This window comes from Pseudoalteromonas sp. 1181_04, from assembly GCF_052850545.1.
Window position 1 is genome coordinate 39,739 of sequence record NZ_VXCS01000014.1, and the last position, 14,852, is coordinate 54,590.

The 14,852-nt window shown below is 41.5% G+C and carries 12 protein-coding genes and 10 tRNA genes; 5 read left to right on the plus strand and 17 right to left on the minus strand.

What is annotated here, in order from left to right; translation table 11 throughout:
• Positions 1–3: 3 nt before the first annotated feature.
• A complete protein-coding gene (miaB, locus tag FW757_RS12855; protein ID WP_145240625.1) occupies positions 4–1,449 on the minus strand; it encodes a tRNA (N6-isopentenyl adenosine(37)-C2)-methylthiotransferase MiaB in 1,446 nt (481 codons plus the stop codon).
• A gap of 253 nt (positions 1,450–1,702) precedes the next feature.
• On the opposite strand from miaB, the gene FW757_RS12860 reads away from it, so the two are divergent.
• Entirely contained in the window at positions 1,703–2,872 is a 1,170-nt protein-coding gene (locus tag FW757_RS12860; RefSeq protein ID WP_145240627.1) for an FAD-dependent oxidoreductase, read from the plus strand.
• Positions 2,873–3,240: 368 nt separating this feature from the next.
• Here FW757_RS12860 and FW757_RS12865 read toward each other — a convergent pair.
• From FW757_RS12865 to lolB, 16 genes are all read right to left on the minus strand, one after another.
• Positions 3,241–3,315: transfer RNA gene (locus FW757_RS12865), tRNA-Gln, on the minus strand.
• Between the two features lie 38 nt (positions 3,316–3,353).
• Positions 3,354–3,438: transfer RNA gene (locus FW757_RS12870), tRNA-Leu, on the minus strand.
• Positions 3,439–3,604: 166 nt separating this feature from the next.
• Positions 3,605–3,679: transfer RNA gene (locus FW757_RS12875), tRNA-Gln, on the minus strand.
• A 40-nt stretch (positions 3,680–3,719) separates the two neighbouring features.
• A tRNA-Leu gene (locus FW757_RS12880) sits at positions 3,720–3,804 on the minus strand.
• Between the two features lie 165 nt (positions 3,805–3,969).
• Positions 3,970–4,044, minus strand: a tRNA-Gln gene (locus FW757_RS12885).
• A 40-nt stretch (positions 4,045–4,084) separates the two neighbouring features.
• Positions 4,085–4,169, minus strand: a tRNA-Leu gene (locus FW757_RS12890).
• 95 nt (positions 4,170–4,264) lie between these two features.
• Positions 4,265–4,341, minus strand: a tRNA-Met gene (locus FW757_RS12895).
• 5 nt (positions 4,342–4,346) lie between these two features.
• A tRNA-Gln gene (locus FW757_RS12900) sits at positions 4,347–4,421 on the minus strand.
• Between the two features lie 38 nt (positions 4,422–4,459).
• Positions 4,460–4,544: transfer RNA gene (locus tag FW757_RS12905), tRNA-Leu, on the minus strand.
• 63 nt (positions 4,545–4,607) lie between these two features.
• Positions 4,608–4,684: transfer RNA gene (locus FW757_RS12910), tRNA-Met, on the minus strand.
• Positions 4,685–4,962: 278 nt separating this feature from the next.
• A complete protein-coding gene (ychF, locus tag FW757_RS12915) occupies positions 4,963–6,054 on the minus strand; it encodes a redox-regulated ATPase YchF (RefSeq protein ID WP_145240629.1) in 1,092 nt (363 codons plus the stop codon).
• Between the two features lie 34 nt (positions 6,055–6,088).
• Positions 6,089–6,673, minus strand: coding sequence for an aminoacyl-tRNA hydrolase (gene pth / locus FW757_RS12920; protein ID WP_145240631.1), 585 nt, complete (start codon positions 6,671–6,673; stop codon positions 6,089–6,091).
• 17 nt (positions 6,674–6,690) lie between these two features.
• Positions 6,691–7,296, minus strand: a complete 606-nt coding sequence (locus FW757_RS12925; protein WP_145240633.1) for a 50S ribosomal protein L25/general stress protein Ctc — start codon at positions 7,294–7,296, stop codon at positions 6,691–6,693.
• A gap of 160 nt (positions 7,297–7,456) precedes the next feature.
• Positions 7,457–8,404 carry a ribose-phosphate pyrophosphokinase gene (locus tag FW757_RS12930; protein WP_145240635.1) on the minus strand — a complete coding sequence of 316 codons (948 nt, stop codon included), beginning with the start codon at positions 8,402–8,404 and terminating at the stop codon, positions 7,457–7,459.
• Positions 8,405–8,504: 100 nt separating this feature from the next.
• The gene (gene ispE / locus FW757_RS12935; RefSeq protein ID WP_257325560.1) at positions 8,505–9,362 is read right to left on the minus strand and encodes a 4-(cytidine 5'-diphospho)-2-C-methyl-D-erythritol kinase; all 858 of its coding nucleotides are present in this window, start codon (positions 9,360–9,362) and stop codon (positions 8,505–8,507) included.
• 1 nt (position 9,363) lies between these two features.
• Positions 9,364–9,951: a lipoprotein insertase outer membrane protein LolB gene (gene lolB, locus FW757_RS12940; protein WP_149980714.1), complete on the minus strand. Its 588-nt coding sequence runs from the start codon at positions 9,949–9,951 to the stop codon at positions 9,364–9,366.
• A gap of 83 nt (positions 9,952–10,034) precedes the next feature.
• On the opposite strand from lolB, the gene hemA reads away from it, so the two are divergent.
• Genes hemA through FW757_RS12960 form a run of 4 tightly spaced genes read left to right on the plus strand, consistent with a single transcriptional unit; the run spans position 10,035 to position 14,821 of the window.
• On the plus strand, positions 10,035–11,291 hold the full coding sequence (gene hemA, locus FW757_RS12945; protein ID WP_182719176.1) for a glutamyl-tRNA reductase: 1,257 nt from the start codon (positions 10,035–10,037) through the stop codon (positions 11,289–11,291).
• Between the two features lie 7 nt (positions 11,292–11,298).
• Positions 11,299–12,384 carry a peptide chain release factor 1 gene (gene prfA, locus FW757_RS12950; protein WP_446441283.1) on the plus strand — a complete coding sequence of 362 codons (1,086 nt, stop codon included), beginning with the start codon at positions 11,299–11,301 and terminating at the stop codon, positions 12,382–12,384.
• 2 nt (positions 12,385–12,386) lie between these two features.
• The gene (prmC, locus tag FW757_RS12955) at positions 12,387–13,229 is read left to right on the plus strand and encodes a peptide chain release factor N(5)-glutamine methyltransferase (protein WP_182719177.1); all 843 of its coding nucleotides are present in this window, start codon (positions 12,387–12,389) and stop codon (positions 13,227–13,229) included.
• Between the two features lie 50 nt (positions 13,230–13,279).
• On the plus strand, positions 13,280–14,821 hold the full coding sequence (locus FW757_RS12960; RefSeq protein ID WP_446441284.1) for a DUF3369 domain-containing protein: 1,542 nt from the start codon (positions 13,280–13,282) through the stop codon (positions 14,819–14,821).
• Positions 14,822–14,852 lie beyond the last annotated feature (31 nt).

Sequence of the window (14,852 nt, forward strand, 5' to 3'; positions counted from 1 at the left end):
CGCCTAAGGAACGAAAGTTGCAACACCTAATTCATCAGGGGTGGCTTGCGGCTCTGGTTGTGCTGCTTTACTTAAAATATCAGCAGGAGCAACCGCACGGCGTAAGTTCATTTGGGATTCTGTACGAATTAAGTCACCGCGTAAAGAGTTTGGCAGTGCCTCAGTTATACGTACATCAACAAACTGACCGATCACTGTGTGTGGGCCAATAAAGTTTACTACGCGGTTGTTTTCAGTACGGCCACGTAGCTCCATCGGATTTTTCTTGGATGGACCTTCAACTAGGATGCGTTGTTCAGTATCAAACATTTGACGACTGATCTGTTGCGCCATTTGAGTAATACGGTTTTGTAGTAGGTATAAACGCTCTTTCTTTTCTTGCTCGCTGACATCATCAGGCAAATCAGCCGCTGGCGTACCCGGGCGTGCGCTGTAGATAAAGCTAAAGCTCATATCAAAACCAATATCATTGATAAGGTTCATCGTCGCTTCAAAGTCAGCGGCGCTTTCACCTGGGAAACCAATAATAAAATCTGACGACATACTTAAATTAGGGCGAATTTTACGTAATTTACGAATCGTTGATTTGTACTCAATAGCAGTGTGACCACGTTTCATTAAATTAAGAATACGATCCGAACCGCTTTGTACAGGTAAATGTAAGTGATCGACTAATTCAGGTACGTCGGCATAAGCGTCAATGATGTCTGGTGTAAACTCTACCGGGTGCGACGTGGTGTAGCGAATACGGTCAATCCCGTCGATAGCTGCAACATAACGAATTAAATCTGAGAAGTAACAAATTTCACCATCGTGAGTTTCGCCGCGATAAGCATTTACGTTTTGACCTAGTAGGTTTACTTCACGAACATTTTGCTCTGCAAGTTGAGCAATTTCTAATAATACATCATCAAGCGGGCGGCTGACTTCTTCACCGCGCGTGTAAGGTACTACGCAGAAGGTACAGTATTTAGAGCACCCTTCCATAATAGATACAAATGCAGAAGGACCGTCTGCTTTTGGCTCTGGTAAACGGTCAAACTTTTCAATCTCTGGGAATGAAATATCAACCACAGAGCTGCCTTTGTTACCTTGCACTTGTTTGATCATTTCAGGTAAACGGTGCAATGTTTGAGGGCCAAAAATAACGTCAACAAATGGTGCGCGTTGGCGAATTGAATCGCCCTCTTGTGACGCAACACAGCCACCAACACCGATGATCAGATCGGGTTTGTCATCTTTGAGTAATTTCCAACGGCCTAGTTGATGGAATACTTTTTCCTGCGCTTTTTCGCGAATTGAACAGGTATTGAGTAGGATAACATCTGCATCCCCAGCTTCATCAGTTAACTGGTAGCCGTTGGTTGCATCGAGAAGATCAGCCATTTTCTGAGAGTCGTATTCATTCATCTGACAACCCCAGGTTTTAATATGCAGCTTTTTACTCATTGAAATATAGCCTCGTTTTCAATTCGGTAGTGGCACGGTTGTGCGCTAAACAGGATAAGCGGCACTTTCGCTTACTTAAAGGACGCGTATTTTAGCTGGATACCCGTCTAGATCCAAGTATAGTTTTTATGTTTGTGAATTGAAGTCAAACAAAGTGCGTTTTATGGTTGATTAAGATGAAACTCACTCGCACTTGCAAACAGAAGTACGATACAATCAAGCGCACTGAAAATAACCAAATTAGTGACTAAAAATGATGAAAAACAAGGTTGTTGTTGTTGGCGGCGGCATGGTTGGTGCAGCCACAGCAGTTAAACTCGCTAAACAAGGATGCCAAGTAACAGTGATTGAGCAGCAGATAATTGATGCTGATGCTGTATTGGCAAGTGAAAAAGTTGATATTCGTGTATCTGCTATCAATCGTTTTTCAGAAAACTTATTAGATGACTTAGGCGCTATGCCTATTTTACGAGTGCATCGACATGCCCCATACCAACAGCTCGAAGCGTTTGAACGAACGGGCGATAACCTTTTGTTTGATTGTCACGATATTAATACCACTCATTTAGGCCACTTAATTGAAAATAATTTAATTCAAGCGAGTATCTGGCAACAGTTTGCACAGCACAATATCGAAGTGATTGAAACACCTCAATCATTGTCCGCAATTGAGCAAAGCGAACAGCAAGTGACATTGCATTATGGTGAGCAGCAATATACAGCTGATTTAGTTGTTGCTGCAGATGGTGGGCAATCGTTATTACGTCAACAGGCCGGTATTGGTGTTACGGGTTGGCAATATGGTCAGCATTGTATGGGAGTATTAATAAAACTAGACGCTGCGCAACAAGTAAAAACATGGCAGCAGTTTAAGCCCACAGGTCCGGTAGCTTTTTTACCTATGCAGGCGCCATACGCCAATTTAATTTGTTACCACGATGCAAAGCAGTTAAAGCAATGGCAGCAGCTCTCAGCAGGCGAATTAAAACAGCAACTGCTTGCACATTTCCCGCCCTTAGCTGGGGACTTTGATATCATAGAGCATGCTGTATTTCCGTTAGCCCGCCAACATGCCAACAGCTATTCAGATGGCCGTATCGTGCTGGTTGGTGATGCAGCGCATACGATTAATCCGCTCGCTGGGCAAGGGGTTAACTTAGGTTTTCAAGATGTCGTAGCACTTGCTGATATATTAAAAAATGCAGACGATATAGGTGCTGCACAATATCTTAAACAATATGAGCAAACTAGACGCAAAGCAAATTTGTTAATGATGAGTATGATGGACGCTTGTTATTTTGGTTTTTCTAATCAACTAACTCCATTGCAGTGGGCACGCAGTCAGTTTTTGAAAATGGCAAATAAAACCGGACCGGTAAAGCATTGGGTATTAAAATATGCGATTAGCGGTGAAATCAGTTAAGAATTCTCATTTTATTAAAAATATGATTATCATAGCGAATTATACCAATCGTGTTAAGTTACTGACCATTTATAGCGACAGATAAATACAGTGATAACAAGGCGTAAATTTTGACATGTAGTTGTTCTACTTGAAAAAATTATAACGCAGTTAGCGCTTTATTTAGCTCGCTAGAATAGTTAAATATTTAAGTCGATTGGTATCAAATAGCTAACTAATTTAATGTAATTGGTATTAATAGAATGGCTAGGGTGGGCGAAAGCTCACTCATATAATTTTTTGATAAAAGATAAAAGATAAAAGATAAAAGATAAAAGATAAAAGATAAAAGATAAAAGATAAAAGATAGAGAAGGGAGTTGATAAAATTGGCTGGGATACCAGGATTTGAACCTGGGAATGCCAGGATCAAAACCTGGTGCCTTACCGCTTGGCGATATCCCAACTTTAAATTTTATTAGTTTTAGTTCTAGGTAAGAACATGGTGCGGAAGGAGAGACTTGAACTCTCACATCCTAAGATACTGGAACCTAAATCCAGCGCGTCTACCAATTCCGCCACTCCCGCATCGATCATATACAGTATTAATGTATTGGAACCTAAATCCAGCGTCTAATTCAAGACAACTGCCAATTCCGCCACTCTCGCATAGTCTGTATAATTATATACGTTTTTGCTGTTTATACTCGTAGCTAGAGTTATTCTTTAACAACATTCTTTGGTAGAAGAATGTTGGCTGGGATACCAGGATTTGAACCTGGGAATGCCAGGATCAAAACCTGGTGCCTTACCGCTTGGCGATATCCCAACAAAGAAACAGTTGATAGTTTTAATTCTTATCAAGAAAATGGTGCGGAAGGAGAGACTTGAACTCTCACATCCTAAGATACTGGAACCTAAATCCAGCGCGTCTACCAATTCCGCCACTCCCGCATCGAGCATATACAGTATTAATGTATTGGAACCTAAATCCAGCGTCTAATTAAAGACAACTGTCAATTCCGCCACTCCCGCATAGTCCGTATAATTATATACGTTTTTGCTGTTTATACTCGTAGCTAGAGTTATTCTTTAACAACACTCTTTGGTAGAAGAAGTTGGCTGGGATACCAGGATTTGAACCTGGGAATGCCAGGATCAAAACCTGGTGCCTTACCGCTTGGCGATATCCCAACAAAGAATCAATTGATAGTTTTAGTTCTTATCAAGAACATGGTGCGGAAGGAGAGACTTGAACTCTCACATCCTAAGATACTGGAACCTAAATCCAGCGCGTCTACCAATTCCGCCACTCCCGCATTATCACTTTGAATTAATCAAAGAAATGGTAGTTATTTTAAACTCTTCATTGAGTTGCAATTTAACTCTTGCAGAGCCACTTCTAAAAAAGAAATGGTGGCTAAGACGGGATTTGAACCTGTGACCCCATCATTATGAGTGATGTGCTCTAACCAGCTGAGCTACTTAGCCATTGTTGGCTGGGATACCAGGATTTGAACCTGGGAATGCCAGGATCAAAACCTGGTGCCTTACCGCTTGGCGATATCCCAACAATAACAATTGATAATTTTAATTCTTATCAAGAACATGGTGCGGAAGGAGAGACTTGAACTCTCACATCCTAAGATACTGGAACCTAAATCCAGCGCGTCTACCAATTCCGCCACTCCCGCATACGTTGTGTAATAAAACACTAGGTAGTTATTTTAAACTCTTCATTGAGCAACAAAAAATAATGGTGGCTAAGACGGGATTTGAACCTGTGACCCCATCATTATGAGTGATGTGCTCTAACCAGCTGAGCTACTTAGCCATCTTTTTTGTTAGCACTTCATCGCTGAGTGCGGGGCGTATTATGCTGATATGACCCAAATCCGTCAACACCTTTTTTGCAAAAAAACACGTATCTTGGTTTGTTTGCGGGAAAAATAGGCTAACAGGCTAAATTTTAATAAAAATGGTGTTTTTTTAACTGCTTTATTGTGACTTATTCACAACAGCTGATATTTAATGATAGTGCAAAAATAAAAAAGGCTCGTAAAAACGAGCCTTTAAAAATCACTAAAGGTGATAGGTCACACTGGGATGGTGTTAAACATTGAACAAGAAGTTCATTACATCGCCATCTTTAACTATGTATTCTTTGCCTTCTTGGCGCATCTTACCTGCTTCTTTTGCACCACTTTCACCTTTATAGGCGATGTAGTCATCAAAAGCGATGGTCTGTGCACGGATAAAGCCACGCTCAAAGTCAGTGTGGATTTTACCTGCAGCTTGTGGCGCAGTTGCACCTACTGGGATTGTCCATGCACGTACTTCTTTTACACCTGCAGTAAAGTAGGTTTGTAAATGAAGTAACTCATAACCACCACGGATCACTAGATTCAAACCTGGCTCATCCAGACCAAGATCGGCCATAAACTCAAGTTTATCTTCTTCATCTAATTCCGAAAGCTCAGATTCAATCGCGGCGCATACAGGCACAACAACAGCATCTTCAGCAGCAGCAATTTCGCGTACACGGTCAAGATATGGGTTATTTTCAAAACCATCTTCAGCTACGTTAGCAATATACATAGTTGGTTTGATTGTTAAGAAGTTAACAGAGCTAATAGCCGCTTTTTCTTCTTTAGTTAATGCTAAAGAACGTAAAGTTAAGCCTTCATCAAGGTGTACTTTTACTTTTTCAAGTACGGCATTTTGTTCTTTTGCGTCTTTATCGCCACCTTTGGCTTTTTTCGCGTTACGGAAAAGGGCTTTTTCAGCGCTATCCATATCAGCAAGTACTAACTCGGTGTTGATCACATCAATATCATCAGCAGGATCAATGGTACCTGCAACGTGAATGATGTTGTCATCTTCAAAGCAGCGTACTACGTGGCCAATTGCATCGGTTTCACGAATGTTAGCTAAAAACTGGTTACCAAGACCTTCCCCTTTCGATGCGCCTTTTACAAGACCTGCAATATCCACAAATTCCATACTCGTTGTAAGAATACGTTGTGGTTTTACAATCTTTGCAAGTTCGTCTAGACGAGGATCTGGCACCGGTACCACGCCCGTATTTGGCTCGATGGTACAAAAAGGAAAGTTAGCGGCTTCAATACCCGCTTTGGTTAATGCATTGAAAAGTGTTGATTTACCAACATTAGGCAAACCGACGATGCCACATTTGAAACCCATAGTTAAGATACCTTGTTTAGATCCGCTTAACCAATTATGGCTTAAACGAATGTAGTCTGTTTTGTGCTTTTAACACACCGTCTTTTGCAAGTATTTCCATACAACGAACTGCTTCATCTACTGCGGCATCCATTTTCTCTTGGTCTTCTTTGGCTGCTTTTCCAAGCACCCATCCGGTCACCATTTCACGGTGTCCTGGATGACCTATGCCAACGCGCAAACGCATGAAATCTTTTTGATTTGCCATCTTTGCAATAATGTCTTTTAAACCATTATGGCCACCGTGTCCGCCACCTTTTTTTAATTTGGCAACACCGGGTTCTAAATCCATTTCGTCATGGGCAACTAGGATGCTCTCAACAGGAATTTTGAAAAAGTTGGCTAAACTACCGACAGCTTTACCACTTAAATTCATATAAGTAGTAGGGATCAGTAATTTGAATTCTTGACCTTGGATGATCACTTTGCCGGTAAGGCCGTGATACTTAGGATCGTGTTTTAGCGTACAGTTGTAGCGTGCAGCGAGTTGCTCGATGAACCAAGCACCTGCATTGTGGCGTGTGTTTGCGTATTCGGGGCCTGGATTAGCCAGGCCCACAAGCATTTGAATAGAATTCAAGGTGCAAACCTTAAAATTTATTCTGCAGCTTCGTCTTCAACTGGCGCAGCTTTGTTAGCTTTGATAGTTACGATAGACTGGTCGTGATCAGCACCTTTCGCTAAATCAACAGATGAAACACCTGCTGGAAGTTTAACGTCAGAGATGTGTATTGAGTCACCAGCAACTAGGCCAGCTACGTCAACTTCTACGAATTCAGGAAGTGACTTAGGAAGACACGTGATTTCGATTTCTGTTAATTGGTGAACTACAGTGTTACCCGCTTTAGTTACCGCTTCTTCACCGATGAAGTGAACTGGTACTTTAGTGTTAAGTTTGTGAGTAGCATCTACACGTTGGAAATCAAGGTGAGTGATTTTAGGCTTGAACGGGTGACGTTGGATATCTTTAAGGATAGCTTCAACTTTTTCACCAGCGATATCAAGAGTAAGGATGTGAGTGTAAAAACCTTCACTTTCTTGTGCTTTGATAATATCTTTGTGTTCAAAAGTAAGTGATGCAGCTTCTTTGTCAGCACCGTAAAGGATCGCAGGGATTTTATCTTCACGACGTAGGCGGCGGCTCGCACCTGTACCCGTAGCTGTGCGTAATTCTGCATTAAATGTATATGTTTCGTTAGACATGATGTCTCCAATAATTAAATAGTGTAGGGCCTTTGCGACCAAGGTCCCTAGCCAAAAGGCGCGCTATCATACCACCGCGACTAATTAAAAGAAACACGATACATAAAAAAAGCGCCAACGAGGCGCTTTATTACATCAGGATATTTTAACTAAACCAAGTTTAGTGTTCGAACATCGCTGAAATAGATTCTTCATTGCTGATACGGCGAATTGTTTCAGCTAGCATGTCTGCAAGTGTTAACACTTTAATTTTATCAATTGCTTTTAATTCAGCAGACAGTGGAATTGAGTCAGTTACAATCACTTCATCAATTACTGAGTTACGAATGTTTTCTAATGCTTGGCCAGAAAGTACAGGGTGAGTAGCGTAAGCGAATACTCGCTTAGCACCGTGTTCTTTAAGTGCTTCAGCTGCTTTACATAAGGTACCGCCAGTATCGATCATATCATCAACGATGATACAGTCACGGCCTTCAACGTCACCAATAATGTGCATTACTTGAGAAACATTCGCTTGTGGGCGACGCTTATCAATAATGGCAAGATCGGTATCGTTTAATAACTTAGCAATAGCACGGGCACGAACTACACCGCCGATATCAGGTGATACAACAACAACATCATCAAATTGACGCTCTTTCATATCTTCAAGTAGCACTGGGCTACCGAACACATTATCAACTGGTACATCAAAGAAGCCTTGGATTTGCTCAGCGTGTAAATCAACCGTTAGAACTCGGTCAACACCTACACTTGATAAGAAATCAGCAACAACTTTTGCTGTGATTGGTACGCGAGCAGAGCGCACGCGGCGATCTTGACGTGCATAACCAAAATAAGGAATGACGGCTGTTATACGACCTGCAGATGCACGACGTAAGGCATCAACCATTACAATAAGCTCCATCAAGTTATCGTTAGTAGGGGCACAGGTTGATTGCACAATAAAAACATCCGAGCCACGAACATTTTCATTAATTTGAACACTGATCTCACCGTCGCTAAAACGGCCAACAACAGCATCGCCAACTTCAATATATAAACGTTTTGCAACTTTTTGAGCTAACTCAGGTGTTGCGTTACCAGCGAAGAGCTTCATGTCAGGCACGGTAGGGTTCCTCAGGCACTGAATTTTTGGACTAATAAGCGATAAAAAAAGTATAGCTTATTAACTTAAACTTTATTTACTTGTACATTACTTCATTGCTTCAATGTATAGCGTCCAACTGCGTATGAGCAGGAGAGATATTAACGCTGCTGGCAATAAAACCGTCCCAGTTATGGGGGAGATTTTCAAGAACATGTTGCGCTTCTTTTTGCGTGGCAAATTCAACAAAACAGCATGAACCTGTGCCAGTCATCTTCGACGGAGCGTATTTTAGCAACCACTGGAGGGTCTTTTCAACCTCAGGGCAGAGCTTTTTAACTAAAGGCTCGCAATCGTTGGCTAATGTTTGTTGTTGCCAGTGGCCTTTTAGCTTCGGTGTATTGCGTTTTAAATCTGGGTGAGTAAAAATTTTCGCGGTGCTGACATGTTCACTTGGATGCACTACACAATACCATTTTGACGGCAGCTCTACATTCACTAACTTCTCGCCAATGCCTTGAGCTAGGGCGCTTTTGCCGTTAATGAACACCGGCACATCTGCGCCTAACTGCACGCCAAGCGCTGCTAATTCAGATAGTGATAACTGGCATTGCCATAATTTATTAAGCGCTAAAAGTGTGCTGGCCGCATCTGAAGAACCACCACCAACGCCGCCTCCCATTGGTAATATTTTAGTTAAATTTATTTTTGCGCCAAAAAGGGAATTTGTGTGTTTTTGTAATAAAACGGCCGCTTTATAGATCAAATTATCTTTTAGGGGGATATCGGTGGTGTCACCAGTGACTTCAATTTCAGTTGTTTCAGTCAAAGTAAATGTGAGTTGATCGCCATAATTTAAAAAAGTAAATAAGGTTTCCAGTTCATGATAGCCATCTTCACGACGGCCATTAATGTGTAAAAATAAATTGAGCTTGGCAGGAGCCAATAACGAAAATGAAGTCATAGTGTGCGTAGTCATGTTAGTTAAAGTGCCACTCGTAAAGTTGAATTTTTATTTTAATATCTTGGTGTTTTAACGTGAGCTTTTTAGGTAACCAAAATCCGGCGTATTGTTGGTAATCAGCGTAGCTTATTTGCCATTGATCGCCATCGGGTGCGTGCCAAGTTACATTTTTTGCTCGGCCTAGTTCATCAACTTGCAAACTTGGATCGTCAACAGTGCCTTTTAACCAATTATCGGCGCTGTCCATCGGTATATTAAAACCAGTGAGCCTAGCAAGCAGGCGCGATGCATTAATGTCATGGTAAATGTGATCATCGTATTCAAGTTCAGCGCCGTTAGTATTTTGTGTTAATGCTAAAACACGGGTACCGATAAAACTCGTTAGAATAAGTTGGTTTAACTGTTCTTGTTGTTGCCAATTTAAGTTTGCTGATTGGCGTTCATCTGGACTAATAAAAGCCAGTTTTCCTTCAACTTGCCAATTGGTTTGTTGTGATAATTGCGACTTCCAATCGTCATAAAGAGCTGTTTGAGGGCTAATTTGCTGCGCACAACCACTTAAAAATAAAAAAAATATGAGTAAAATCAAATATAGTCGAATCAAATGTCGTTCCTTACTTTCCATATTCCGCTGATTTTTGGTAAAATTATCGTCTTTCGAGCACGGCTTAGCAATATTTGGCACATATGACCATAGTAGCACTTGGTATTAATCATAAAACCGCATCTGTAGAATTACGCGAAAAGGTTGCCTTTTCGCCTGAGCAATTGTCAGAAGCATTACAGCAACTGAGCGATCACGATCAGTTTAATGAAGCGGTTATTGTGTCCACATGTAACCGAACAGAAATCTATTGTAGCCTCGCTCAGCAAAATTCCCAAATACTGTTGCAATGGTTAGCTAGTTTCCACGGTTTGGATGAATACGAACTGAGCAGTAATGTATATTGTCATCAAGATAATGATGCTATCAATCATTTAATGCGTGTGTCATGTGGCCTAGATTCTTTGGTGCTAGGTGAACCGCAAATTCTTGGTCAAATAAAGCAAGCTTATAATAGCGCCAAAAATCACAATTCGGTGAGTGTGGTATTTGACCGGTTATTTCAAAAAACCTTTTCGGTAGCAAAACAAGTAAGAACGGAAACCGATATAGGCGCCAGTGCGGTGTCTGTTGCTTATGCTGCGGTTAATTTAGCTAAACATATATATGGCAAGTTAGATAAAACCAAAGTGCTATTAATTGGTGCCGGGGAAACAATTGAGCTGGTAGCGAAACATTTATATCAAAATGAACCACAACAGATCACCGTGGCGAATCGCACCATAGAGCGTGCACGCCTTCTGGCAGAAGATGTTAATGCCGACGTTATTGCGTTAGCGCAGTTACCTGAACGCTTACATCAGGCGGATATAGTGATCAGTTCGACAGCAAGTACTTTGCCAATTATTGGTAAAGGGGTAGTTGAACAAGCGCTAAAACAACGCCGTAATAAGCCAATGTTATTTATTGATATTGCAGTACCGCGCGATATTGAAAGCCAAGTTGGTGAATTAGATGCGGCCTATTTGTATTCGGTTGATGACTTACAGGCAATAGTAAGCGAAAATATCGCTTCAAGAGAACAAGCCGCCGATGAAGCGCAAGTGATTATTACCCAGCGCTGTGCGGAATTTGTGATGTGGATGCGTTCACTCGACTCTGTCGATCTGATCCGCTCTTATCGCCAAGATGTACACGATATTAAGTCTGAGCTGGTTGATAAGGCAATAAGCCAATTAAACACTGGTAAAGACGCAGAAAAAATTATTTTAGAGCTGGCCAACAAGTTAACCAACCGCCTAATGCACGCGCCTACCCGTGCAATTCAAGATGCGGCTAAAAAAGGTGAAGTTGCTCAGTTAAGCCAATTAAAGAAAATGTTAGGTATTGATCAGGAATAGCAGTTACATGAAAGAGTCCGTTTATCGTAAGTTAGAAACCTTAGTAGAGCGTTATGAAGAAGTACAAGCGCTGCTAAGTGATCCGTCAGTTATTAGCGACCAAAATCGTTTTCGTGCGCTTTCAAAAGAATATTCTGAGTTGGAAGAAATTGTTAAAGCATTTTTAGGCTATCAGCAAACACAAGATGATGTTGCTACAGCAGAAGAAATGCTAAAGGATTCGGATCCTGATATGCGTGAGATGGCGCAAGAAGAATACAAAGAAGCCAAAGCGCAAATCCTTGCTATCGAAGATCAAATACAAGTGTTGATGCTACCAAAAGATCCGCGCGACAATAATAATGTGTTTTTAGAAGTACGTGCCGGCACGGGAGGCGATGAAGCAGCCATTTTTGCTGGTGATTTATTCCGTATGTATACCCGTTATGCTGAAACTAAAAAGTGGAAAGTAGAGATTGTGAGCACCAATGAAGGTGAGCACGGTGGTTACAAAGAAGTCATTGCTAACATTAGTGGTGAAGGCGTGTACGGGCAATTGAAGTTTGAATCTGGTGCTCACCGGGTACAACGTGTGCCAGAAACTGAATCGCAAGGACGAGTACATACCTCTGCGTGTACTGTTGCGGTAATGGCTGAAGTGCCAGATGCTGAAGCGATTCAAATTAATACCGCTGATATTAAAGTTGATACGTTCCGTGCCTCAGGTGCCGGTGGTCAGCACGTTAATAAAACTGACTCGGCAATTCGTATTACCCACTTACCAACAGGTGTAGTAGTTGAGTGTCAAGATGAACGTTCACAGCATAAAAATCGCGCGAAAGCGATGTCAGTGCTTGCTGCACGTTTACAACAAGCGGAAGATGAAAAACGCCACGCGGCTGAAGCATCAGAGCGTCGTAACTTAGTCGGTAGCGGTGACCGTTCGGAACGTATTCGTACTTATAACTATCCGCAAGGACGTATTACAGATCACCGTATCAATCTCACTTTATACCGTTTAAATGAGGTAGTTGCCGGCGACTTAGGTTGTGTGATTGAGCCGCTAATGCAAGAGCATCAGGCTGATTTACTAGCCGCTATGGGTGATGAGTAATCGTGACCGACACGATTGAAAGTGCTGTTTCGCGTGCTACTTTGCTGCTGCAAAGTAGCAGCGATAGTGCTAAATTAGACGCTCAAGTATTATTGCTCGACGTATTACAAAAACCACGTAGCTACTTATTTAGCTGGCCAGAACAAAAGTTAACACCGCAACAACAACAGCTATTTGAAAGTTATTGTCAACGTCGCTTAACAGGTGAGCCAGTGGCTCATATAACGGGCACGCGTGAATTTTGGAGTTTGCCACTGCAGGTTAATCCCACTACGCTGATCCCTCGCCCAGATACCGAAACACTGGTTGAATATACGCTCAGTTTGCCTTTACCTGTGGCCGCTAAAGTGCTTGATTTAGGCACTGGGACTGGTGCAATTGCGCTTGCACTTGCCAGCGAAATGCCACTTTGGCAAATCACAGGGGTTGATAGGGTTACTGATGCTGTAGCGCTTGCGAATACAAATAAGCAGCGGTTAGGCTTTATTAATGTAGACTTTGTGCAAAGTGATTGGTTTAGCCAAGTTACAGCACAACAGTTTGATCTAATAGTTAGTAATCCGCCGTATATCGAATATGATGATATTCACTTAAATCAAGGTGACGTACGTTTTGAACCACTTTCTGCGTTAGTTGCCGATGATGACGGTATGGCTGATATAAAGTATATTATTACTCAAGCACGCAATTTTTTAACGTCAAATGGTTACCTTGTCATTGAGCATGGATATCAACAAAGTACTAAAGTGCATAGTTTTTTTGCACAAATGGCGTATACAAATATACTTACAGTTAAAGATTTAGCAAATAACGATCGTGTAACGCTCGCACAGTGGCCGGGATAATTATAACAATTACAGTGCGAGAGCAAAATAAACGCCTTTGAGGACTCAGTATGATGGATGATTTTTTGTTTTCGGATGAACCACAAGATGTAGAAAGTGAAGTAGTTAAGGGGACATGGAAAGTCATCATTGTTGATGATGAGCCTGAGGTTCATGCTGTCACGAAATTGGCATTGAGTGATTTTGAGTTTCAAGACAAGCGTTTAGAGTTTATTAGTGCATACTCAGGGGCTGAGGCTAAAGTACAAATAGATAATAATCCCGATGCTGCAATTGTACTGCTTGATGTGGTGATGGAAACCGACGATGCAGGTTTGAAAGTCGCGCAATATATTCGTGAAGTCGCTAAAAATAATCATATCCGTATTATCCTTCGTACTGGTCAACCCGGCCAAGCGCCAGAGCGCCAAGTCATTGTTAGTTATGATATCAATGACTACAAATCAAAAACTGAACTTACCGCACAAAAACTATTTACTGTAGTGATGTCGAGCTTACGTTCTTATCGCGATATTTTATCGATTGAACAATCTCGTCAAGGGCTTGAAAAAATCATTAAAGCATCTCGAGATATTTTTTCAGCGCACTCACTTGATCATTTTATTGAAGGGGTGATGCAACAATTAACATCGTTGCTCGGCACTGTTGATCAAGCAATGTACGCCACCAGTTTAGTGGCAGGTAACCCACAAGATAATCAGCATAAATTAGTGGTGTTTTCTGGGCGAGGCGATTTTGAACGCAGCGAAGGTAAAGCAATTGAAGAGGTATTGAATACCGAGCAGCTATCAGCATGTAAACAAGCATTTAGAGATAAAAACATTGTTTATAAAGACAATTATTTGTTTGCATACTGTTGCAGCGAACACAATCATAATTCAATGCTTTTTATATCCGGTATTCCACACGACTTATCGGATACACAGCGCCATTTAATTGAAATATTTTCGCAAAATGTACAGTTAGCGTATGAGAACGTGCAATTACAATCCGAGGTCGAAGCAACTCAGCAAGAATTAGTGCTTCGTTTAAGCGAAGCTCTGGAGCAGCGTTCAACCGAAACGGGCAATCATGTTAAGCGGGTTTCGCATATATGTCATACTTTAGCACTGGCGTATGGTTTATCGAAACGTGAGGCTGACTTAGTTCGTTTAGCGTCGCCACTTCATGATGTTGGAAAAGTGGGTATTCCTGATGCTATTTTAAATAAGCCGGGTAAATTGACCTGCGAAGAGTGGGAAATCATGAAAACGCACACTCAAAAAGGTTACCTCATCTTACAAGATTCTCGTCGTGAAATCGTTAATGCAGGTGCTCAAATTGCACGTGATCACCATGAAAAATGGGATGGTTCAGGTTACCCACAAGGGATCCAAGGAGAAGACATTCATATTTTTGGCCGTATAGTGGCGATTGCCGATGTGTATGATGCGCTGCGCCATAAACGCTGTTACAAAGAAGCGTGGACGCTTGATGATGTCGTTAATGAAATCAATCAGCAAAAAGGCAAACACTTTGAGCCTAAACTGGTCGATGCATTTAACGACAACCTAGCGGAGCTTGAAGAAATTTTAATGCGTTTTCCAGATTAAAAAATAATACCCAGTGCATTGAACTGGTGAG

Excerpts from the sequence above, each read along its gene's own strand:
- miaB (WP_145240625.1), bottom strand. The coding sequence starts at position 1,449 with ATGAGTAAAAAGCTGCATATTAAAACCTGGGGTTGTCAGATGAATGAA.
- FW757_RS12860 (WP_145240627.1), top strand. The coding sequence starts at position 1,703 with ATGATGAAAAACAAGGTTGTTGTTGTTGGCGGCGGCATGGTTGGTGCA.
- ychF (WP_145240629.1), bottom strand. The coding sequence starts at position 6,054 with ATGGGTTTCAAATGTGGCATCGTCGGTTTGCCTAATGTTGGTAAATCA.
- FW757_RS12925 (WP_145240633.1), bottom strand. The coding sequence starts at position 7,296 with ATGTCTAACGAAACATATACATTTAATGCAGAATTACGCACAGCTACG.
- ispE (WP_257325560.1), bottom strand. The coding sequence starts at position 9,362 with ATGACTACGCACACTATGACTTCATTTTCGTTATTGGCTCCTGCCAAG.
- hemA (WP_182719176.1), top strand. The coding sequence starts at position 10,035 with ATGACCATAGTAGCACTTGGTATTAATCATAAAACCGCATCTGTAGAA.
- prfA (WP_446441283.1), top strand. The coding sequence starts at position 11,299 with ATGAAAGAGTCCGTTTATCGTAAGTTAGAAACCTTAGTAGAGCGTTAT.
- FW757_RS12960 (WP_446441284.1), top strand. The coding sequence starts at position 13,280 with ATGATGGATGATTTTTTGTTTTCGGATGAACCACAAGATGTAGAAAGT.